This window comes from Klebsiella sp. V115_8 (assembly GCF_029967715.1).
Lineage (GTDB): Bacteria > Pseudomonadota > Gammaproteobacteria > Enterobacterales > Enterobacteriaceae > Klebsiella > Klebsiella quasipneumoniae.
This window is the reverse complement of the sequence record NZ_JASCAR010000002.1, coordinates 260,196-283,041: the sequence shown is the minus strand read 5'-3', so window position 1 is coordinate 283,041 and position 22,846 is coordinate 260,196. Positions and strand designations below refer to the sequence as shown.

15 protein-coding genes, 3 pseudogenes and 1 other annotated feature (1 of these 19 running past the window's edge) are annotated in these 22,846 nt (G+C 54.6%); of the genes and pseudogenes, 9 read left to right on the top strand and 9 right to left on the bottom strand.

Features of this window, described 5'->3' with window-relative positions; all coding sequences use genetic code 11:
* Positions 1–50: a sequence feature (Trp leader region), on the top strand; it begins 46 nt to the left of the window's first position.
* 33 nt (positions 51–83) lie between these two features.
* Genes QLG03_RS03705 through trpA form a run of 5 tightly spaced genes read left to right on the top strand, consistent with a single transcriptional unit; the run spans position 84 to position 6,615 of the window.
* Complete coding sequence (locus tag QLG03_RS03705) at positions 84–1,646, top strand: anthranilate synthase component 1 (protein WP_023289326.1); 1,563 nt, start codon at positions 84–86, stop codon at positions 1,644–1,646.
* The gene (gene trpD, locus QLG03_RS03700) at positions 1,646–3,241 is read left to right on the top strand and encodes a bifunctional anthranilate synthase glutamate amidotransferase component TrpG/anthranilate phosphoribosyltransferase TrpD (RefSeq protein WP_255987320.1); all 1,596 of its coding nucleotides are present in this window, start codon (positions 1,646–1,648) and stop codon (positions 3,239–3,241) included. Before QLG03_RS03705 ends, trpD begins: the two co-directional genes overlap by 1 nt.
* A gap of 3 nt (positions 3,242–3,244) precedes the next feature.
* Positions 3,245–4,603: a bifunctional indole-3-glycerol-phosphate synthase TrpC/phosphoribosylanthranilate isomerase TrpF gene (gene trpCF, locus QLG03_RS03695; RefSeq protein ID WP_023289324.1), complete on the top strand. Its 1,359-nt coding sequence runs from the start codon at positions 3,245–3,247 to the stop codon at positions 4,601–4,603.
* 9 nt (positions 4,604–4,612) lie between these two features.
* Complete coding sequence (gene trpB, locus QLG03_RS03690; RefSeq protein ID WP_023289323.1) at positions 4,613–5,806, top strand: tryptophan synthase subunit beta; 1,194 nt, start codon at positions 4,613–4,615, stop codon at positions 5,804–5,806.
* The gene (trpA, locus tag QLG03_RS03685; RefSeq protein ID WP_255987317.1) at positions 5,806–6,615 is read left to right on the top strand and encodes a tryptophan synthase subunit alpha; all 810 of its coding nucleotides are present in this window, start codon (positions 5,806–5,808) and stop codon (positions 6,613–6,615) included. The genes trpB and trpA overlap by 1 nt, the downstream gene beginning before the upstream one ends.
* A 216-nt stretch (positions 6,616–6,831) precedes the next feature.
* Here trpA and QLG03_RS03680 read toward each other — a convergent pair whose 3' ends face one another.
* Genes QLG03_RS03680 through QLG03_RS03670 form a run of 3 tightly spaced genes read right to left on the bottom strand, consistent with a single transcriptional unit; the run spans position 6,832 to position 10,507 of the window.
* Positions 6,832–8,091 carry a glycerate kinase gene (locus tag QLG03_RS03680; protein ID WP_255987315.1) on the bottom strand — a complete coding sequence of 420 codons (1,260 nt, stop codon included), beginning with the start codon at positions 8,089–8,091 and terminating at the stop codon, positions 6,832–6,834.
* A 2-nt stretch (positions 8,092–8,093) separates the two neighbouring features.
* Positions 8,094–9,182 (bottom strand): tartrate dehydrogenase, encoded by a 1,089-nt coding sequence (locus QLG03_RS03675; protein ID WP_004203857.1) that lies wholly within the window; start codon positions 9,180–9,182, stop codon positions 8,094–8,096.
* A 14-nt stretch (positions 9,183–9,196) separates the two neighbouring features.
* Positions 9,197–10,507 (bottom strand): MFS transporter, encoded by a 1,311-nt coding sequence (locus QLG03_RS03670; protein WP_004203856.1) that lies wholly within the window; start codon positions 10,505–10,507, stop codon positions 9,197–9,199.
* A 127-nt stretch (positions 10,508–10,634) separates the two neighbouring features.
* Between QLG03_RS03670 and QLG03_RS03665 the strand changes: the two genes are divergently transcribed.
* Positions 10,635–11,543 carry a LysR family transcriptional regulator gene (locus tag QLG03_RS03665; RefSeq protein WP_064158331.1) on the top strand — a complete coding sequence of 303 codons (909 nt, stop codon included), beginning with the start codon at positions 10,635–10,637 and terminating at the stop codon, positions 11,541–11,543.
* A gap of 47 nt (positions 11,544–11,590) precedes the next feature.
* Here the strand turns inward: QLG03_RS03665 and QLG03_RS03660 are convergent.
* Positions 11,591–11,852 (bottom strand): annotated as a pseudogene (locus tag QLG03_RS03660) (helix-turn-helix domain-containing protein); the annotation flags it as partial.
* A gap of 178 nt (positions 11,853–12,030) precedes the next feature.
* On the opposite strand from QLG03_RS03660, the pseudogene QLG03_RS03655 reads away from it, so the two are divergent.
* The 3 genes and pseudogenes from QLG03_RS03655 to ybiX all read left to right on the top strand — a co-directional run.
* Positions 12,031–12,354 (top strand): annotated as a pseudogene (locus tag QLG03_RS03655) (short-chain dehydrogenase); the annotation flags it as partial.
* A 323-nt stretch (positions 12,355–12,677) separates the two neighbouring features.
* Entirely contained in the window at positions 12,678–14,963 is a 2,286-nt protein-coding gene (locus QLG03_RS03650; RefSeq protein WP_274578610.1) for a catecholate siderophore receptor Fiu, read from the top strand.
* 48 nt (positions 14,964–15,011) lie between these two features.
* Positions 15,012–15,689, top strand: a complete 678-nt coding sequence (gene ybiX / locus QLG03_RS03645) for a PKHD-type hydroxylase YbiX (RefSeq protein ID WP_032428774.1) — start codon at positions 15,012–15,014, stop codon at positions 15,687–15,689.
* A gap of 78 nt (positions 15,690–15,767) precedes the next feature.
* Here ybiX and QLG03_RS03640 read toward each other — a convergent pair.
* The 5 genes and pseudogenes from QLG03_RS03640 to QLG03_RS03620 form a co-directional block, all read right to left on the bottom strand.
* Positions 15,768–15,902, bottom strand: a pseudogene (locus QLG03_RS03640) (OmpW family outer membrane protein); the annotation flags it as partial.
* A 388-nt stretch (positions 15,903–16,290) separates the two neighbouring features.
* Positions 16,291–18,267 (bottom strand): alkyl sulfatase dimerization domain-containing protein, encoded by a 1,977-nt coding sequence (locus QLG03_RS03635; protein WP_180263787.1) that lies wholly within the window; start codon positions 18,265–18,267, stop codon positions 16,291–16,293.
* A 454-nt stretch (positions 18,268–18,721) separates the two neighbouring features.
* A complete protein-coding gene (locus tag QLG03_RS03630; protein ID WP_202023545.1) occupies positions 18,722–19,915 on the bottom strand; it encodes an outer membrane protein transport protein in 1,194 nt (397 codons plus the stop codon).
* 338 nt (positions 19,916–20,253) lie between these two features.
* Positions 20,254–21,123 carry a hypothetical protein gene (locus tag QLG03_RS03625; protein ID WP_255987307.1) on the bottom strand — a complete coding sequence of 290 codons (870 nt, stop codon included), beginning with the start codon at positions 21,121–21,123 and terminating at the stop codon, positions 20,254–20,256.
* A 462-nt stretch (positions 21,124–21,585) separates the two neighbouring features.
* The gene (locus tag QLG03_RS03620) at positions 21,586–22,827 is read right to left on the bottom strand and encodes a tail fiber domain-containing protein (RefSeq protein ID WP_282473586.1); all 1,242 of its coding nucleotides are present in this window, start codon (positions 22,825–22,827) and stop codon (positions 21,586–21,588) included.
* Positions 22,828–22,846 lie beyond the last annotated feature (19 nt).

The following is a 22,846-nucleotide window of genomic DNA, read 5'->3' as shown; positions in this document are numbered from 1 at the left end:
TTGCATTCAGCATACAGATACCCGGCCCGCCAATGAGCGGGCTTTTTATTGGACAAAAATAATACGAACAGGCGAGAACAATAATGCAAACATCCAAACCGGCACTCGAGCTTCTCACCAGCGACGCCATCTACCGGGAGAACCCGACGGCGTTATTCCACCAACTGTGCGGCGCCCGTCCGGCCACCCTGTTGCTGGAATCGGCTGACATCGACAGCAAAGATGACTTAAAAAGCCTTCTGCTGGTCGACAGCGCGCTGCGCATCACTGCCCTCGGTGACACTGTCACCATTCAGGCCCTCTCCGCCAACGGCGCCGCGCTGCTGGAGCTGCTGGACGGCGCGCTGCCCTCCGGGATCGCCAATCAGCGCCAGCCCAACGGCCGCATCCTGACCTTCCCGGCGGTCAGCTCCCTGCTCGATGAAGACGCCCGCCTCTGTTCGCTGTCAGTGTTTGACGCCTTCCGTCTCCTGCAGGAGCTGGTGACCGTCCCGGCCAACGAGCGTGAAGCGATGTTCTTCGGCGGCCTGTTCGCCTATGACCTGGTGGCCGGCTTTGAAGATCTGCCGCCGCTGCAGAGCGACACTGCCTGCCCGGACTACTGTTTCTATCTGGCGGAGACCCTGCTGGTCATCGACCATCAGACCAAGCATACCCGCATCCAGGCGAGCCTGTTCACGCCGCTGGAGAGTGAAAAACAGCGCCTGGAGCAGCGCCTGAGCCAGCTGCGCCAGCAGCTGAACGAGCCGCCGCTGCCGCTGCCGGTCACCACCGTGGCCGAAATGCGCTGCGACGTTGACCAGAGCGATGAAGAGTACGGCGCGGTGGTGCGCAAAATGCAGCGCGCGATCCGCGCCGGGGAAATCTTCCAGGTGGTCCCTTCCCGCCGCTTCTCGCTGCCCTGCCCGTCGCCGCTGGCCGCCTATGATGTGCTGAAGAAGAGTAACCCCAGCCCGTATATGTTCTTTATGCAGGACAACGATTTCACCCTGTTCGGCGCCTCGCCGGAGAGCTCGCTGAAGTACGATGCCGTCAGCCGTCAGATTGAGATCTACCCCATCGCCGGCACCCGGCCGCGCGGCCGCCGCGCCGACGGTTCGCTGGATCGCGATCTCGACAGCCGTATCGAACTGGAAATGCGCACCGATCACAAAGAGCTTTCCGAGCACCTGATGCTGGTGGACCTGGCGCGCAACGATCTGGCCCGCATCTGCACCCCGGGCAGCCGCTATGTCGCCGATTTAACCAAGGTTGACCGTTACTCCTTTGTCATGCATCTGGTCTCCCGGGTGGTGGGTGAACTGCGTCAGGATCTTGATGTGCTGCACGCCTACCGCGCCTGCATGAACATGGGCACTCTCAGCGGCGCGCCGAAGGTTCGCGCCATGCAGTTGATTGCCGCCGCCGAAGGTAAACGACGCGGCAGCTACGGCGGCGCGGTGGGCTATTTCACCGCCCACGGCGACCTCGACACCTGCATCGTCATCCGTTCCGCCTACGTGCAGGAGGGTATCGCTACCGTCCAGGCCGGAGCCGGCATTGTGCTCGACTCGGTTCCCCAGTCGGAAGCGGATGAGACCCGAAATAAAGCCCGCGCGGTGCTGCGCGCCATTGCCCAGGCCCATCACGCGAAGGAGATTTTCTGATGGCTGACATTCTGCTGCTCGATAATATCGATTCTTTCACCTATAACCTGGCAGACCAGCTGCGCGCCAACGGCCATAACGTGGTCATTTACCGTAACTCCGTTCCGGCGCAGGCGCTGATTGAGCGTCTGGGCACCATGGACAACCCGGTGCTGATGCTCTCCCCTGGCCCGGGTACGCCAAGCGAAGCCGGCTGCATGCCGGAATTGCTGACCCGCATGCGGGGCAAGCTGCCGATCATCGGCATCTGCCTCGGCCACCAGGCCATTGTCGAAGCCTACGGCGGCTATGTCGGCCAGGCGGGCGAGATCCTCCATGGCAAAGCCTCCAGCATTGAGCACGACGGCCAGGCGATGTTTGCCGGTCTGGCTAACCCGCTGCCGGTGGCGCGCTACCACTCGCTGGTCGGCAGCAATATTCCCGCCGGGCTGACGATTAACGCCAATTTCAACGGCATGGTGATGGCGGTGCGTCACGATGCGGATCGGGTGTGCGGCTTCCAGTTCCATCCGGAATCGATCCTCACCACCCAGGGCGCGCGACTGCTGGAGCAGACTCTGGCCTGGGCGCTGCAGAAGCTGGAGCATACCAACACCCTCCAGCCGATCCTGGAGAAACTGTACCAGGCGGAAACCCTGAGCCAGCAGGAGAGCCACCAGCTGTTCTCCGCCGTGGTGCGCGGCGAAGTGAAGCCTGAACAGCTGGCCGCCGCGCTGGTCAGCATGAAAGTGCGCGGCGAGCAGCCGCAGGAAATTGCCGGCGCCGCCACCGCGCTACTGGAAAACGCCGCGCCGTTCCCGCGCCCGGACTACCTGTTTGCCGACATCGTCGGCACCGGTGGCGACGGCAGCAACAGCATTAATATCTCCACCGCCAGCGCGTTTGTCGCCGCCGCCTGTGGATTGAAAGTGGCGAAGCACGGCAACCGCAGCGTCTCCAGTAAATCAGGCTCTTCCGACCTGCTGGCGGCCTTCGGCATTAATCTCGATATGAACGCCGATAAATCCCGCGCGGCGCTCGATGAGCTGGGCGTCTGCTTCCTGTTCGCGCCCAAGTATCACACCGGTTTCCGCCACGCGATGCCGGTCCGTCAGCAGTTGAAGACCCGTACCCTGTTTAATGTGCTGGGACCGCTGATCAACCCGGCGCATCCGCCGCTGGCGCTGATTGGCGTCTACAGCCCGGAGCTGGTGTTGCCGATTGCGGAAACCCTGCGCGTACTCGGTTATCAGCGCGCGGCCGTGGTGCACAGCGGCGGGATGGATGAAGTCTCGCTGCATGCGCCCACGGTGGTCGCCGAGCTGCATGCCGGAGAAATCAAAAGCTATCAGTTGACCGCCGACGACTTCGGCCTGACGCCTTACCATCAGGCGCAGCTGGCGGGCGGTACGCCGGAAGAAAACCGTGACATTCTGACGCGCTTGCTACAAGGTAAAGGTGAAGCCGCTCACGAAGCCGCCGTCGCCGCCAACGTCGCCATGTTGATGCGTTTACACGGGCATGAAGATCTGAAAGCTAACGCTCAGCTGGTACTGGATGTGCTGCACAGCGGCGCGGCCTATGACAGAGTGACCGCCTTAGCGGCAAGAGGGTAAAGAATGCAGACCGTTTTAGCAAAAATCGTTGCCGACAAAGCGATTTGGGTGGAAGCCCGCAAACAACAACAACCGTTAGCCAGTTTTCAGAATGAGGTCGTCCCGACGCAGCGCAATTTCTATGACGCGCTGGCCGGCACCCGCACCGCGTTTATTCTCGAGTGCAAAAAGGCCTCGCCGTCGAAGGGGTTGATTCGCGAAGATTTCGATCCGGCGGCGATCGCCAGCATCTACAAACACTACGCCTCGGCGATCTCGGTGCTGTGTGATGAGAAATATTTCCAGGGCAGCTTCGATTTTCTGCCGATCGTCAGCAAGGTCGCGCCGCAGCCGATCCTGTGTAAGGACTTCACCATCGACCCTTACCAGATCTACCTGGCGCGCTACTATCAGGCCGACGCCTGCCTGCTGATGCTCTCGGTGCTCGACGATGAACAGTATCGTCAGCTCTCCGCGGTGGCTCACAGCCTGAATATGGGCGTGCTGACCGAAGTCAGCAACGAAGAGGAGCTGGAGCGCGCCATCGCTCTGAAGGCGAAGGTGGTGGGCATTAACAACCGCGACCTGCGCGATATGTCGATTGACCTTAACCGCACCCGTCAGCTGGCGGCGCGTCTCGGCCCGGATGTCACGGTGATCAGCGAATCCGGCATCCATACCTATGCCGAAGTGCGTGAGCTGAGCCACTTCGCCAACGGCTTCCTGATCGGCTCCGCCCTGATGGAGCAGGCGGATCTGGAAGCGGCGGTCAAACGCGTGCTGCTCGGCGAGAACAAAGTGTGCGGCCTGACGCGCCCACAGGATGCCCAGGTGGCCTGGGAGTCCGGCGCCATTTACGGTGGCCTGATCTTCGTCCCGACCTCGCCGCGGGCGGTAAATGACGCCCAGGCCAAAGCGGTGATCGCCGCCGCGCCGCTGCAGTACGTCGGTGTCTTCCGCAATGCGCCGCTGGACGAGGTGGTCGCCCGCGCCCAGGCCCTGGGGCTGGCCGCCGTGCAGCTGCACGGTGATGAAGACCAGGCTTATATCGACGCGCTGCGCGACGCCCTCGCGGATAACGTCCGCATCTGGAAAGCGTTGAGCGTTGGTGAAACGTTGCCGGCCCGTACACTCCGCCATGTCGATAAGTATCTGCTCGACAACGGCCAGGGCGGCAGCGGCCAGCGTTTTGACTGGAGCCTGCTGCAGGGCCAGGATCTGCGCAACGTTATGCTGGCCGGCGGCCTCGGCGCCGATAACTGTGTGGAAGCGGCCAAAAGCGGCTGTGCCGGACTCGATTTCAATTCAGGCGTAGAGTCGCAACCCGGGATTAAAGACGCCAGCAAGCTGGCCTCCGTTTTCCAGACGCTGCGCGCATATTAAGGAGCAATAATGAGCACTTTACTGAACCCCTACTTCGGCGAATTCGGCGGCATGTATGTGCCGCAGATCCTGATGCCCGCCCTGCGCCAGCTGGAAGAAGCCTTTGTCAGCGCGCAGAAGGACCCGGCCTTTCAGGCGGAATTCACCGACCTGCTGAAAAACTACGCCGGTCGTCCGACGGCCCTGACCAAATGCCGGAACCTGACCGAAGGGACCCGCACCACCCTGTACCTGAAACGCGAAGATCTGCTGCACGGCGGCGCGCACAAAACCAACCAGGTACTGGGCCAGGCTCTGCTGGCCAAACGGATGGGCAAAACCGAAATTATCGCCGAGACCGGCGCCGGCCAGCACGGCGTCGCCTCAGCGCTGGCCAGCGCCCTGCTCGGCCTGAAATGCCGTATCTACATGGGCGCTAAGGACGTCGAGCGCCAGTCGCCGAACGTCTTCCGTATGCGCCTGATGGGCGCCGAAGTGATCCCGGTGCACAGCGGTTCCGCCACGCTGAAAGATGCCTGTAACGAGGCGCTGCGCGACTGGTCCGGCAGCTACGAGAAGGCGCACTATATGCTGGGCACCGCCGCCGGTCCGCACCCGTTCCCAACCATCGTGCGTGAATTCCAGCGCATGATTGGCGAAGAGACCAAAGCGCAGATCCTCGAAAAAGAGGGACGCCTGCCGGACGCGGTGATCGCCTGCGTCGGCGGCGGGTCAAACGCCATCGGCATGTTCGCTGATTTTATCGAGGAAACCCATGTCGGCCTGATCGGCGTGGAGCCTGCCGGGCACGGTATCGAAAGCGGGGAGCACGGCGCGCCGCTGAAGCATGGTCGCGTTGGGATCTACTTCGGCATGAAGTCGCCGATGATGCAAACCGCCGACGGCCAGATCGAGGAATCTTACTCCATTTCCGCCGGACTGGACTTCCCGTCCGTTGGGCCGCAGCACGCGTATCTGAACAGCACCGGGCGCGCCGACTATGTGTCGATCACCGACGACGAAGCGCTGGACGCGTTCAAAGCGCTCTCCCGCCACGAAGGGATCATCCCGGCGCTGGAGTCCTCGCACGCCCTGGCCCACGCGCTGAAGATGATGCGCGAAAACCCGGAAAAAGAGCAGCTGCTGGTGGTTAACCTCTCCGGCCGCGGCGATAAAGACATTTTCACCGTACACGACATCCTGAAAGCGCGAGGGGAAATCTGATGGAACGCTATGAGACGCTGTTTGCCCAACTAAAAAACCGCCAGGAAGGCGCCTTCGTCCCCTTTGTGACCCTTGGCGATCCGGGACCGGAGCAGTCGCTGAAAATTATCGATGCGCTGATCGAAGGCGGCGCCGATGCCCTTGAGCTGGGGATCCCCTTCTCCGACCCGCTGGCGGACGGCCCGACCATCCAGGGCGCGGCCCTGCGCGCCTTCGCCGCGGGGGTGACCCCGGCGCAGTGCTTTGAGATGCTGGGCGCTATCCGCCAGAAGCATCCGACGATCCCAATCGGCCTGCTGATGTACGCCAACCTCGTCTTCAGCCCGGGTATCGATGAGTTCTATGCCCAGTGCGCCCGCGTCGGCGTCGACTCGGTGCTGGTCGCCGACGTGCCGGTGGAAGAGTCCGCCCCGTTCCGCCAGGCGGCGATGCGCCATAACATCGCGCCGATTTTCATCTGCCCGCCCAATGCGGATGACGATTTACTGCGCCAGATTGCCTCATATGGCCGCGGCTACACCTATCTGCTGTCGCGCGCCGGGGTGACGGGTGCGGAAAATCGCGCTGCGCTGCCGCTGCACCATCTGGTGGAGAAGCTGGCGGAATATCACGCCGCGCCGCCGCTGCAGGGCTTTGGCATCTCCGCGCCGGAGCAGGTGAGCGCCGCCATTGACGCCGGCGCCGCCGGGGCGATCTCCGGTTCCGCCATCGTCAAAATCATCGAACGCCATCTTGATGAGCCGCAGGCCATGCTCGACGAGCTGAAAGCCTTCGTCCAGAGCCTGAAGGCGGCGACCAAAACCGCCTGACCGTCAGCCGCCTGGCCTTGCGCCGGGCGGCGATTTCCTCGCGTTAGCTCCCCTTCCACGTCATCTTGCACGCCTGCACATCAGACTGAACGATGATCGACACCTTGACGCCAGGCGATGCGCTTTAACGTGGAAATTGATGGCGGGCGGATACCGAAGATTTGCACCATGTTGAAAGTAAAAATATCGCTCTCCCTGGTACAGGAGAGCGATAGGTCAGGCAATCAATATTGCCCGAATATCATTGACGTTGGTTAACGTTGGGCCGGTCATTACCAGGTCATCGAGCGCATGAAAATAGCTATAGCTATCGTGTGCATCAAGATAACTAGCCGCATTTAGACCACCCATTTTGCCGCGTGTTAGCGTGTCCGGGAATACCAGCGCACCTGCTGCATCTTCCGTTCCGTCGATACCATCACTGTCGCCAGCGATTGCCCATATACCGCTTTCTCCCTGCAACGCACAGGCCAGACTGAGCGCAAATTCAGTATTACGCCCCCCTTTCCCGTGCTGACCCTGACTTACCGTCACGGTGGTTTCGCCCCCCGACAATAGCACTGCCGGACCGGAAACCGGATGACCATATTGCTTCACGGATTTAGCAATCCCGGCCATAACAATGGCCACTTCACGACTTTCGCCTTCTAACGCATCGCCGAGAATAAGCGGCGTCAGTCCGTGTCTGCACGCAGCCAGCGCGGCAGCCTGCAAAGCCAGCTGCGGCGTGGCAATGAGTTTTACTTCGCTGTTCGCTGTGCTTTCAACCGGGCCTGCCGGCTGGCTTAGCAGTTTATGAACAGGTTCCGGGGTCTGAATACCGTAGCGCTGAAGTACCCGAAGCGCATCAAGCGGCGTGCTGTCATCGGCGACAGTAGGACCTGATGCCACATCTGCCGGGTTATCCCCCGGCACATCGCTGATAATCAGTGACACAATACGGGCCGGTTGCGCTATTCTTGCCAGCTTGCCGCCTTTCACCGCGGAGAGATGACGACGTACCAGATTCATCTCTTTGATATTGGCACCGCTGTGCAGTAGCGCGCGGGTAATGGCCTGCTTATCTTTCAATGTTAATCCTGGTGCGGGCAGCGCCATCAACGCCGACCCGCCACCGGAAATGAGCGCAAGCACCAGGTCATCAGAGGTCAATCCGCGCAGCGCTTCCACAATCAGCATTGCGGCAACTTCGCTCATCGAATCCGATACCGGATGAGCAGCCTCGATAATGCGGATGCGACCAGCAGGCACCGCGTAACCGTAACGCGTCACCACCACGCCAGACACTTCCACATCCGGCCAGGCTGCATCCACAGCCGCTGCCATTGCCGCCGAGGCTTTACCGGCACCGATTACCACGCAGCGGCCACGCGGTTTTTCCGGCAGGTTAGACAGGATCGCAGGCCCGGCTCGGGCGCTGTCGACAGCATGCTGAAAAATATCCTGCAGGATCTCTGCAGGCTGTTCATTTATCATGGTTATACGGTCTCGGCGATATTTGCTCTGGCTTCAATAAATTCCACTACAGCGCGGGTGACGTCCGCGGTACTGGCCGTTCCACCGACATCTGGCGTCAGAATGCCTTTCTCACAAACATATTCGATACTTTCCATAATCATCGCCGCGGCGTTACGCTCTCCCAGATGTTCAAGCATCTGTACCGCAGTCCAGAAGGTTGCTATCGGGTTAGCAATGCCTTTGCCGGTGATATCAAAAGCTGAACCATGGATAGGTTCGAACATGGAAGGGAAGCGGCGTTCCGGATCAATATTGGCGGTCGGCGCTACGCCCAGACTGCCCGCCAGCGCGCCGGCCAGATCGGAAAGGATATCGGCATGCAAATTGGTGGCCACGATGGTATCCAGGGTCTGGGGATGCAGCGTCATGCGGTGCGTCATCGCATCGACCAGCATCTTGTCCCACTGCACATCCGGGAATTCCTGCGCCACCTCGGCGGCAATCTCATCCCACATCACCATTCCGTGGCGCTGGGCGTTGGATTTAGTCACCACGGTCAGCAGTTTACGTGGACGAGACTGCGCCAGTCTGAAGGCATAGCGCATAATGCGAGTAACCCCGACGCGGGTGAAGATGGCCACCTCGGTGCCGACTTCTTCCGGTAAGCCACGGTGTGCACGGCCGCCGTTACCGGAATACTCACCTTCGGAGTTTTCGCGCACAATCACCCAGTCAAGATCGCCGGGCCCGCGGTTGCGCAGCGGTGAGGTGACACCCGGCAGGATTTTGGTTGGACGCACGTTGGCGTACTGGTCAAACCCCTGGCAAATTGGCAGGCGCAGACCCCAGAGTGTGATGTGGTCAGGGACATCCGGTGCGCCCACCGCGCCGAAGTAAATGGCATCAAATTTTTTTAGTGTGTTCAGCCCTTCTTCCGGCATCATCACGCCATGTTTTTTGTAATAGTCCGACCCCCAGTCAAAGGTCTCCACATCAAACTTCAGCTGCGGATCGTGGCGTGTCAGTGCATGCAGCACTTCAACACCTGCCGAGATGACTTCAGGACCAATACCGTCGGCAGGTATGGCGGCAATTTTATAGTTACGCATAGTAAATTCTCCGGTTAATGAGTATGAGGATGAGTGAGTTCTGCCGTTTGCGGTTTACCCGCCCTGGCAGAAAGGATCAGGACAATGAGGGCCGAAATAGCCAGCAGTCCGGCGACAAAGTACAGGCCCCAGGTGTAGCTACCGGTCTGCTCGCGGATCACGCCAATCATCATCGGGCCGACAAAGCCGCCCAGATTGCCGATGGAGTTAATCGTGGCAATACCCGCGGCCGCAGCCGGGCCGCTGAGGAACACGGTAGGCATACTCCAAAGGGGCGGTTTCGAGGCGCTGATGCCTGCGGTGACCAGGGTTAAGGCAACAATCACGGTAAACAGTGTGCTGACGTTACCGGCGTAAATCAGACCGGCTGCTGCCAGCAGGCAGGCACCAATCACATGCCAGCTGCGCTCTCTGGTGCGGTCAGAATGCCGCGCCCACAGGATCATGGCGATGACGCCGATGACCGCCGGGAAGGCGTTGAGGAAGCCAATCTCCAGTGAGGTAGCACCGAAGCTGCGGATGATTTGCGGGGACCAGATGCCAAGTGTGTACAAGCCGGCAGAAGTACCGAAATAGACCAGCGCCAGAGCCAGTACCCGCTTATCCGCCAGTCCTTTCCATGCGCTGCTGTGGTTCTGTTTTGCCGCCCGGGCCAGCTCCTCGGCCTGCATGGTGTTTTCCAGCCATGCACGCTCTTCGTCAGTCAGCCATTTGGCTTTGGCCGGACGATCGGTAAGAAAGAACAGAACCACAACGCCGAGTATCAGCGCTGGCAAGGCTTCCAGCACAAACATCCACTGCCAGCCGGCATAGCCGAGAAAGCCATGCATCTCCAGCAGGGCGGCAGAAACAGGCGATCCCAATGCTGTAGAGAGCGGGGCTGCGGCCATAAAGATGGCGGTAACCTGCGCGCGTCTGGCTGCCGGGAACCAATAACTGAGATAAAGGATAATTCCCGGGAAGAAACCGGCTTCCGCTACGCCGAGTAGAAAACGCAGAATGTAGAAGCTCGTCGTACCCTGCACAAAAGCCATGCAGCCAGAGACCAGGCCCCAGGTGATCATGACGCGGGCGATCCAGATGCGGGCCCCTACTTTATGGAGAATTAAGTTTGACGGCACCTCAAACAGAAAGTACCCCAGGAAGAAGATGCCGGCGCCCAGCCCAAAAACGGTGGGTGAAAAACCCAGATCCTGATTCATGGTCAGGGCGGCAAAGCCAATGTTGACACGGTCGAGGAAGGCAATGAAGTACAGCAGCATGATGAAAGGAATAATGCGCAGGGTAACCTTGCGCATCACCTTCTTTTCGAGGTCGTTTTTCATGACGGATGCTCCATAGTGATGTAGGGTTGTTATCGTTTTGTAATAAACCCAGTATGAAGTTTTGAACCGCTTTATCATCGGCATGGCTTTATATAAATAATTTGCATAATCAGGTTTTGGTGAAAAAATGGATATAAATCAGCTACGTTGCTTTGTGGTATTGGGTGATGAGCTTCACTTCGGCCGTGCTGCCCGTAAACTTGAAATGATGCCTGCGTCACTGAGTCGCTTCATAAAACTGCTGGAAGATGATTTGGGGATAAGACTACTGAATCGATCGACCCGCAATGTGTCGCTAACGCCTGAAGGTGCCGCCTTTTTAAATGAGGCCAAAACGGTCATTGCTGATTTCGATGCGCTACGGCAGCGATTCCGTAAAAATAGCCTGTTGCAGAAAAGGACGTTGCGGATCGGAGCTATCGATAGCGCAGCCAAAGGATTACTTCCTGAACTGCTTAATCTTTTCGTCAAGCGTTTTCCGGAGGCAGACATTCATCTTACGGAAGATAAATCTCACAAACTTATCCCCCGACTCATTTCAGGATGGCTGGATGTGGTCTTTGTACGTCCGCCGGAACATATTGATGCCACGCTGACAACACGTTTTATCGCCAATGAAACCTGCGTGCTCGCCGTGCCCGCTAACCACCGCCTGGTCAGTTATGACGAAGTCAGTATCGATGACTTCCGACACGAGCCGGTTATCGTGCCGGAAAGAGGCACCCGGCGTCACAGCCATGACCTGACAATGAATATTTTCAAGGAGGGTGGCAGCATGCCTGTCATCGCGCAGTATGCCGAAGAGAAGCAGACTATCCTGAGTTTTGTTGCCGCTGGACTGGGCATTGCTCTGGTGCCTGCGTCATATAAAGATATGAATGCGGACGGCGTGAAATACCTTAAGCTCGCGCCCAAAAAACATATCGAAGGCCTTCCCCTCAGCGCGATGTGGCATCAGGGAAATAACACTATCTATTTGCGATCCCTACTGGAGATACTTTCCGACAACATCGACGAGCTGACCCGTGATTTGTGACGGAAAAAGATGATTGTTGCGCCGGGGCGGCAACACGCGAGAATTTAGTTCGGTTGCTTACAGGCGAGCCCCTGGGCTTCCAGTTTCTTCACCTGGCGACTGACGGTGGTGTTATCGCGCCCTAAATGATCCGCCAGCTCCCCCCACCGGGCCATGGCGCCCTACCGCCAACAGCAGCGGAAACAGCATCTGTTCCAGCTGGACGCCAGCCGCCTGGAGGATCTGCTCATCGCCCACCGGCTGGTTCATCACGTTGATGATATCCAGCAGCGCACGGTCTTTACCCTTGGATAAAAATCGCTTCCGCACAAAAGATGGGGTTGATATCTTAAATGAGAAATATTATCTTTCTCATTACTGAATAGTTGAGTAAATAACTCAGGTATTCAGTACGACATTGCTCACATTGCTTCCAGTATTTTTGCCCGCACTTGTGCGGGCTTTTTTTTTACTCACAACACACCTCACGCACCAGCTGCCGCAGCCGGCGGTCAAGCCGCAGGGGCTGCTGGGTGTGATGTCCTCCGGCCAGGGCAGTCTGACGAACAATCTCGGCGGCCAGCGGGAGCTCTACCGCGGAAGTAAAGCCGCGCTGAATATGTTCATGCGCAGCTTCGCCGCTCGCCCCACCTCGGCCTCCCACCCGCTGGTAGTGATGGCTCCTGGATGGATCCGCACCGAGCTCGGCGGGGCAGACGCCCCCCTGACCATCGAAGAGACCATCCCACGCCTGGTGAACGTCCTGCTCGACAAGCAGCGGCGCCCGGGACTGGAGTATCTGAATTACCAGGGCCGCACGGTGCCCTGGTAAGCCCGCCGGGACGCCTGCCTCCGGGCGTCCTCCGGCGCCCGCCCGGCGTCATTGATCCAGGGTCACCACGCTATGTACCGCTTTGTCCCGCCGCCTTTGCCGAGCTAATCCGCCTTTTTTGTTCAAAATTTATGAAATTTGTAAACGGTGGTGAAGAAATCAGTTTAAACGTCAACTTTTCTGTGTAAATATTAAGGCGAATGATAACCATTCTTTTTATCATTTATAGAGTCACGCCGGGTCAGCGCAAGCCAGACGACGAATAACGTCGCTTTTGCGCGGCGTGATATGTGCGAATAACAAAAAATAAGCCTGCATTTATCATGGAAAAAAACGCTTCTCTGCCGTTTGGCAGTTTCAACTCATTGGCATTGTTTACGGGTCTGTGTCTGGGGGCCGCGCCGGCAACCGGCATGGCAGCGGAAAAATCAGTCAAAAATAATGAAGAGACGCTGGTGGTGGAAGCCGCCCCGCCTTCGCTTTATTCTCCCGGGGCCTCCGCCGATCCCAAGTTTAATAAACCGCTGGTGGATACCACTCGCACCATCACCGTGATCCCCGAACAGGTCATTAAAGATCAGGGCGTCACCAACCTGACTGACGCCCTCAAGAACGTCCCTGGCGTCGGGGCGTTTTACGCCGGGGAGAATGGCAGCTCAACCACCGGGGACGCCATCTTTATGCGCGGCGTGGACACCTCCAACAGTATTTATGTGGACGGCATTCGCGATATCGGCAGCGTGACGCGGGATACCTTCAATACCCAGCAGGTGGAAGTCATCAAAGGGCCCGCCGGCACGGACTATGGACGCAGCGCCCCCTCCGGCTCGATCAATATGATCAGCAAACAGCCGCGTCTTGACTCCGGGATCGACGGTTCGGCCAGCATCGGCAGCGCCTGGTCGCGCCGGGGTACCCTTGATCTTAACCAGGCCTTCGGCGACAACGCCGCGTTTCGCCTCAACCTGATGGGCGAAAAAACCCACGACGCCGGCCGGGATAAGATTGAGAACGAGCGCTACGGCATCGCTCCGTCGCTGGCCTTCGGCCTCGATACGCCCACCCGTCTGTATCTGAACTATCTCCATGTCCGGCAGAACAACACCCCGGATGGCGGGATCCCCACCGTCGGCCTGCCGGGCTATTCAGCGCCTTCGCCGAAGTATGCCGCGCTCAATTCCGCCGGTAAGGTCAATACCAGCAATTTCTATGGCACCGACTCCGATTACGATAAATCCACCACCGACAGCGGCACCCTGCGCTTCGAACACGATCTGACGGACAATACCACCGTGCGCAATACCACCCGCTGGTCGCGGGTGAAGCAGGAGTATCTCCTGACTGCGGTGATGGGCGGCGCGAGCAATATCACCGCCCCCGACATCAATGACGTCAACACCTGGAGCTGGTCACGGCTGGTTAATACCAAAGATGTCAGCAACCGCATTCTGACCAACCAGACCAATATCACCTCGACCTTCAATACCGGCTCGATAGGCCATGACGTTAGCACCGGCGTGGAGTTTACCCGGGAAAACCAGACCAACTATGGCGTCAACGCCCTGACCGCCCCGGCGGTGAATCTCTATCATCCGGTGAGCAGCCTGTCGATTGGCGGGCTGGACAGAAACGGGGCGAACGCCAACGGCCAGACCGATACCTTCGGCATTTATGCCTTCGATACGCTGGCGCTGACCGATCGGGTTGAGGTCAACGGTGGGCTGCGTCTCGACAGTTACCATACCAAATATGACAGCGCCACCGCCTGCGGCGGCAGCGGACGCGGGGCTGTCGCCTGCCCGCCAGGACAGTCGACCGGCAGCCCGGTCACCACAGTCGATACCGCCAAATCCGGTAACCTGGTTAACTGGAAGGCCGGAGCGCTGTATCGCTTAACCGAGCAGGGCAATATCTACGTCAACTATGCCATCTCGCAGCAACCGCCGGGGGGCAGCAGCTTCGCGCTCGCCGCCAGCGGCAGCGGCAACAGCGCCAACCGGACCGACTTTAAACCGCAGAAGGCGAAATCCAGCGAACTGGGCACCAAGTGGCAGATCCTCGACAAGCGCCTGCTGCTCAGCGCGGCGTTATTCCGTACCGATATTGAAAACGAAGTGACCGCTAACGATGACGGAACCTGGTCGCAATACGGCAAAAAGCGCGTGGAGGGGTATGAGCTCTCCGCGACCGGGAACCTGACCCCGGACTGGACGATCATCGCCGGCTACACCCAGCAGCATGCCAAGGTGACGGAGGGGCAGAATGTGGCGCAGGATGGCTCTTCCGCGCTGGCCTACACCCCGAAACATGCCTTTACGCTGTGGACGCAGTATCAGGCCACCAGCGATTTGTCCGTCGGCGGCGGCGTGCGCTATGTTGGAAGCCTGCGCCGGGGCAGCGATGGCGCGGTGGGTACCCCGGATCATACCGAGGGCTACTGGGTCGCCGACGCCAAACTGGGCTATCGGGTCAACAGCAACCTCGATCTGCAGCTCAATATGTACAACCTGTTTGATACCGATTACGTGGCTTCGATCAACAAGAGCGGCTATCGCTATCATCCGGGCGAACCCCGTACCTTTATGCTGACGGCGAACGTCCATTTCTGAGTCAGTACGTGGGGCCATCGCGCCCCACCTTTTTGAGAGGACACCGCAATGATGTATCACATTCCTGATGTGCTAACGGCGGACCAGGTGGCTGAATATGCCCGCCTGCTGGCGCAGGCCGAATGGGTTGACGGGCGGGTTACCGTCGGCAGCCAGGGGGCGACCGTCAAACAAAACCAGCAGATCGATACCCGCACGCCGCTGTACGCCCGTCTGCAGGCCGCCGTACTCGACGCGCTGCGCGGCCATCCGCAGTTTTTTTCCGCCGCGCTGCCGCGGACGATTTCCGCACCGTTGTTTAATCGCTACGGGCCGGGGGAGACCTACGGCTTTCATGTCGATGGCGCGGTGCGTCAGAACGGCGAAGCGGGCTGGATGCGGACCGATTTATCGGCGACGCTGTTTCTCTGCGAACCGGAAAGCTATGAGGGGGGCGAACTGGTCATTGAAGACACCTATGGCCAGCATCGGGTGAAGCTCCCGGCCGGGCATCTGGTGCTCTATCCCGCCAGCAGCCTGCACTGCGTCACCCCGGTCACCCGCGGCGTACGCCAGGCCTCTTTCCTGTGGATCCAGTCGATGGTCCGCGACGATAAGCAGCGCGCGATGCTCTACGACCTGGACCGCACGATCCAGTCGCTCAAAACGCGCTTTGGCGACGGAGAAGAGGTGCTCTCCCTGCTCAATATGTATCACAACCTGCTGCGCCAGTGGACGGAAGTGTGATCCGCAGGCGAAGGGGGATCGCAGGGAGGAGTGAGGAGGCAACAAACTGGCCGTCCGCTGGCCAGTTTGCAGCAGGCGTTAGAACCGATAGCCTGCGGAGAACATAAACACCCACGGATCCAGGCGGGTGCTGACTTTCTGGTCCACACCGCCGGCTTTGAATTTCACATCGGTGTCGATATCCATGTACCACACCGTCACACCCAAAAGAAAAGAGTAAGCATATGTTTTTAAAACAAAAATCCTTGTTTCTGCATGTGAAAATAAGAGTTTTTAGCCCTGTTTTAACAACTTGATTTTCTTGAAAATAATAATTGTTTTGCAGAAGGATTTTTTGCTTGCAATGTAACAGTTCAGCCTCCACAGTCCGATTTTCGAGACCGAAATGAATAGGTAGAGTGTATCCGGAAATGGATGTGAAGGAATTACTTGTGACGGACCAGTTTCTACTGGCATCTAACATCTTGTGTAGTAGGAAATGTAAAAATTCAGGGGCTGGATATCATTGTTCAAGTAAATCGAAACGTATAATAAGGCAGCTGTATCTATGGCGCTTTTACTAAAAAGGCTGCCTTTAAGCAGCCTTTTTATTATGAGGAAATTACGGTGTTACGATATTGAACCAGAATTCAAATTTGTCCATGTAACCGAGCATCTCTTCGAGTTTCTCACCGTTGCCAGTAACCTTAACTTCGCCTTTATCTTTCGCCTGTTTGAGAGTTTCCTCTTTCAGGATAATCTTATTCAGCGTTGCTCGATCGAGGGCAATCGTGGCGTCGGCATCTTTCGCCTCGGCGTTAGCCGTGTGGTTCAGGACTCCGTTTTCCAGCTCCAGCTTATATTTCCCGCCGTCGTTACCAAGGTCAATGTTAAACACTGACTTCGCATTGCCTGCTTTCTCACCGTTAATATGGACGGCAAGATAGTCGAAGAACATTTCCGGCGTCATGGCGCGCACGGTATCCGGGCTGGCAGTGTTTGGAGTTGGTCCTTTCAGCACGCCGTTACGCAGTTCCTGCGCACCGGTAAGGTAGAAGTTACGCCATGGGCCAGATTCAGCCTGATAGCCCAGCTGTTCAAGGGCATCTGCTTCCAGATTACGCGCTTCCTGGTTTTTCGGATCGGCAAACACGATTTTGCTAACAACCTGAGCGACCCAACGGTAGTTCCCCTGTGCAAAATCCTCTTTTGCTTTCTTCATGATGGCGTCCGGGCCACCCATATAATCCACGAATTTCTTCGCTGCTTCTTCCGGTGGAAGTTCGTCGAGGGTTGCCGGGTTGCCATCGAACCAGCCGAGATACAGCACGTAGGTGGCCTTCACGTCATGGCTGACGGAGCCATAGTAACCTCGGTTAGCCCAGGTGTGCGCAAGGCTATCGGGCAATTTGAAGTTTGCAGCGATTTCATCACGGGTCAGGCCCTGGTTCGCCATTCGCAGCGTCTGGTCGTTGATATAACGATAGAGGTCACGCTGGCTTTTCAGCAGATTAACAACATTTTCGTTGCCCCATGTCGGCCAGTGGTGCTGGGCCATGATAATTTCGGCTTTATCGCCCCAGCGGACGATAGCTTCGTTTATGTACTTAGACCATGGTAATGGTTCACGAATTTTCGCGCCGCGCAGGGAGTACGTATTGTGCAGGGTATGGGTTACGTCCTCTGCAGACTCGATGAGTTTTTTCTCCTCGATATACCACAGCATTTCTGACGGTGCTTCTGAACCCGGCGCCAGCATAAAGTCATAGGTTAGCCCATCAATTACTTCTTTCTGACCGTCTTTTTCAATGATGTTCGTTGGGGCGATCAGCGTAACTGTACCCGCTGAAGTGGTAGTTCCGAGACCCGCGCCCACCTGGCCTTTCGCATCAGGTTTCAGCAAGTTGCCGTACATATAACTGGCGCGACGGCTCATGACATTACCGGCCATGATGTTTTCCGCTACAGCGGCTTCCATAAAGCCTGATGGTGCGTAAACCTTCACCTTACCGGATTTAACATCTGCTTCATCCACGACGCCGCGCACGCCACCATAGTGGTCAACGTGGCTGTGAGTATAAATAATCGCGACAACAGGTTTCTTTCCGCGATTTTTGTAATAGAGATCCATTCCAACTTTAGCCGTTTCGGCTGAAACCAGAGGGTCAACAACCGTAATCCCTTCTTTACCCTCAATGATGGTCATGTTGGAGAGGTCAAGATTACGGATCTGATAAACACCATCAGTAACTTCAAAAAGACCACTGATATTAATCAGCTGAGACTGACGCCACAGGCTTGGGTTAACGGTAGCTGGTGCTTTTTCACCCTCTTTGATGAATGCATACTGTTGAGGGTTCCAGACTACGTTTCCTTGCTCGCCTTTGATAACCTCAGTAGGCAAAGCAGCAATGAAGCCTTTATGTGCATTGGTAAAATCTGTGTTGTCAGAAAAAGGCAGTTGATTATAAAGCGCGTCGTTGGCTGATTTAGTGGCGTCGGTAGCATCTTTTGGTGCGATATCAGCATAAGCAGGAAGGATGACCGTTGACATCAGCCCGGCGAGCGCCAGACTTCTGGCAATTTGTGTTAGTTTCATTGGAGCCCTCTTTGACTCGTATTGGCAGTTACGCGTTGACGATAAAAAGTGATTCATACATCTACATATCCACTGTAGATAACTATTTTGTAAAGATAACCATTTTTTTACATTTGGCAATACTACACATTCAAATTAATGGCTTAGTTTGAAAATTATTTTTTTTTGAGATACGCGAGATGAAAATATATAACCACTTGAAATGTATTAAAAAAACACCTCGCCCTCCTTTTTCGAAGATTTGACAAGGTAGGTGTTTACTGCTACTGAGACTAAGGGAGAATTACTCGGAAATAATGATAAAATTATCCAAACCACACGCCACTAACGAATAGTTAACATAACCTAATTGTTTCAAGCGTTACAGGCGAGAGGTGTAATAAAAATAGCCCCTCCGTTGTTCAACCAAGAGACTATTAACAAGGCAATAAATTTCAGACGGTATTATATTAAATTAGAACTGATAACTGTAATTCAAGCTGGCAAACCAAAGCCATGGGTTATTATATTCACCTCCAAAAGCCTTTGATTGTACCCGGGACGACTGCATGTGGAGGTATTCAAGCGCAAATCCGATATTACTGGCAGGTGTAATTTGGTACTGAGCACCGGTAGCAAATCGCCACTCGTCACCGGTTGGCAAAGAAAGCGCCACGTCGCTTTGGGATTTGTATGGCGTACTATCAAAGGCAACTCCAGCGTTAATCCGCCATTGTTCGTCAGGCCGATACTGCGCACCGAGGGCTGTATGCCAGGTATCCTTTAGCCGATTGTTGCGGTCGCCTGCTTTACCATCAACCGAAATTTGCGGACTGCCGAACTGACTCCAGTCCTGCCAACCGAGATCCCCCATTACAGACCATTGTTTGTCGATATCATGCACCAAGCTTATCATCACTTGCTGAGGTGCACGCACTTGTGCAGAAATAGGCAGGTCATACTCAACGTTAGGTAAGTTTGGGAAGCGCGCCTTGCCATCGATGTTAAAATGGTAATCCGTTTTACTGGTCCAAGTTATCCCCGCCCGGGTCTGGTCGGTTAATTCCATCAACAAGCCAAGGCGGTAGTTCATTGCCCAGTCGTGATCGCTTTGTTTTTCGTCATTATCATCAACGTTCCGCGTTAACGACAGAAAACCATAGTTCAGGCCAGTCGCTGCTCCGATTGAGACTCTATCACTCAGTTTCCAAGCAATACCAGGGCTGAGAGTCATGGCCACCATAGTACTTTTCTTAATTAAACGGTCACCCGCCCAATTCCCAAAATCAATACCTAGCCCATAATTGCCATAAAGCCCTACACCTGCAGTAACCGTATTGCTCAGGCGCTGCGTATAAAACATGCTGGCATTAGGGAAAAGTTTCATAACGTTGTCTGGGCTCTGGCGTCCTCCGGATTTGTCATCAAGCGTATAAGAGATATCGCCCCCCATGGCCTGCAACCCTCCGGTGACCATATGATCTGGCAGGCGAGTCATTCCCGCAGGATTCGTTAATAGTGTGGAAGCATCCTGAGCGCGAGCCGCTTGGCCAGCCCCAGCCAAAGCAGAATCTTCCGTTGCAATCTCATAAAAGTAAAGTGCACTTGAATGAGCAAATGTGGAAACAAAAATCCCAGATAAGATAGTTATTTTTATTCTTGCATTCATAAAACTCCCTGCATTTACATGTATTTAAGGTACCAGCTGCGTTAAGATATTAGTGGTATCATGCATCACTACAAAAAAACTATAGAACTTTTAGCTTATTAAGCAAATAAAATGCATTCTCATTAATTAAGGTGTCCTCGTGAACATAAATGGAACAGTTTTCTTATTAAAATCATAGCACTACCATTCTGCTAAGATCGGATATCTGCATAAAAAGTTAAAACACTTGCTGTATGCCGTCAGTTCAATATGCTGGTGCAATTCTTTCTGAGGCAGTTACACGAAAGGTAAACCAACCTTGTTACTACCTCATTCAAGAATCAGTTCTTGAATTGCTATCAAATTAGTTTAAATAACACACGGAAAGGCCCTAACTCTTTAACATAACCCCATAGATTATGCAGGTTAACAATCCCTGCCTGAGCTAAAATTGCAATTGTTATCATGAAAGTTGAAGCTGTGATTACCAACATTAATCGGCTGATATTTTTTTGCGTTTTAGATTGTTGTCTCTCCTTTTTTTCTTCGGCTTGCCAGGACAGGATGGTTGCAATAGCTTGCCCCTGAACGTAGTATCTTCCATTCTGATATTTAACATCTCCAGTAATAATGAATGATTGTAGCAGCAAAAGAGTCTTCCTTCGAAAATCTTCATTTTTAATATGATCGCGCCATAGATTTCCGTAAATCATATCAATAGTTTCATCGCATGTAACACCATCGTAAATCTTCTCAGGTGATTGATGCACAAATTCATTGATCAACATTTGCAATAGATTGATACGTTCCAACCCGATCATTTCATTATTGGAATGGAATTTTGATAGTATTTTACCCTTGGCTCTCGAAAGACTAGTTTTAACATATGCAACTCGGGTGAAATGATTTATTGTGTAATTAAATATAGAATCAAACTTTAATGGTCCATTTTTTAACCAATGTAATATTTCGACATTCATCATTTCGATTTCCGCGATTGAAAATGCCGTTCTATCAGAGTAGGATTTGGTTTCGGGATCCCATTTCGCAAGTATGACAGTATGATCAACTATTTCCGAAAGGACATACTTCTCTTGTTTTACATCTGAAAAGTAAACACCATAGTAGTTGTATGTTTCATTGTTAACTTTGCTCTTCGTTATGAAATTTGGTAAAAAATAAGCCCATAAACTGCTTTTTATTTTCAAAATAAATGATTCAAGAAACATAAGCACCTTCTTGATTTGTATTAGGATAGCATTCTATGATTTTAGAGTTAGGAAGACATTAACTTTAAAATGAGCAATAACCAATATTAGCCCATTTTCCAAAAGATTATACCATCAGTCTTTGCGCGAACAGTCACGCCTGGTCGAAGAAAAATGATTCGTGCACATAAGATTAGCATGGTAATAATAACTTGTGATAAAAAAAGCATTTAATTCTGGATTATGTTTTAAAAATGCTAATAAAAAACTACTCTCGTGCTGTTTTCTGACATCGCATGCATTGCGATTTGGCAAGGTGCAAAGACCTTTTAACTCAATGACTTTTGCATGAGACCAATCTATTTTGATATAAGAGTTTAGCGGCATAATTTCACATCACGAAAACTCTGTGTTTACATTAAGGATTTCTTTAAAGAAATGTTCTTAATGTATAGCTATCGTTCAATCACATCTGAACTGAAATCATTTCTTTTGACTGTTTGTCTCCATTAAATCAGTGACTTGTTTTCTCAGTTCCTGCACCGACGATACAAGATCCGCAATGATGGCTACATAGTCCACATTCATCACTTTGAACCTATCTCCGCCTATCTCTTGTTCGATCCCCATGAATGTATAAAATGAATCTACGGTTTCAGCCTGTTGCGCGATAAAACCCCGCCTCCTTCGACTTTCTCCCTTCATCTGATACTCACACACACCTAAACGGTCGACCCGATCCAGAGCGTTCTGAGGCGCTTTTGTGAAACCCTCTTTCAGCCGCACGTCTGATCCGGTGGTCATAACATCACCCTTCCCAGTGGAGATGGTGCCGCCAGCGCGGAAAATCCATGCGTCAGTCCGGGAATAACCATCAAGGTAGATAACTGCCCGGTGCTCTGTCCCGACTAACTCCTCCAGGTAGAAACCAGCGTAAGCTCCGCGTGAATCTCCGTTGTCACCACGTCCTTGAAGCATAGACTTTAACGGTGCCGCAGTGACAAGCGTGCCGTTACCGGGTGAGCTTGGCGCAATGTTACGAGCCATTACCTCTCCCCATGTGTAAAGGTGCTTTTTACACATGAAAGCACCTTCAAGCGTAAGCTCGCCGGATGTCGCTTCGATAAGCCTTGTTGTGTAATCCGCAGTGCTGCCGTTGAAATGAAAGTCAATATATGGCGTCGACATAGATAGCTCGATTGCCTGCGTGAGAAGTTTCCCCTTCGACGTATTGTCAATGTTGCCACCAGCAGCAAGAGGCCCAGCCAGCGTGACCTGCTTGTTCGTGCCAATAACGAGAATGTCCTCTACCGTCGATGAGGGCGAAACAGTCGCTGTGTTCGTGCGCTGGATTCTAAACGGCGTCCCGCTGCCCACGGCAATAGTCCCGCCCTGACCACTCTTTTTCAGCAGCGCAAGATCTGAGTTCTTACCCAGGTAGATCATTGCGTTGTCAGCAGTACAGTTAATATTCCCGTTAACCTTCATCCCTGCACTGAACGTCTGAACGGCGGTAAAGTTGTTCTCTGCTCCGCGCTGTGCTGCGGTATCCAGAGAGCCAATCACCTTGTTCCAAGATCGCACGGTCGCGGTGGTGCCGTCCTGCTTCGTGATTGTCACGTCACCGACGCCAAAAAAAATCTGATCCTGGTTCGAAAGGTCTATGTAGTATTTGTTAAACGCGTTGTGAATATCAGCCGCGAGTTGGTCGCTAATTGTCGCCATTCAATATCGGCCCCCTTAG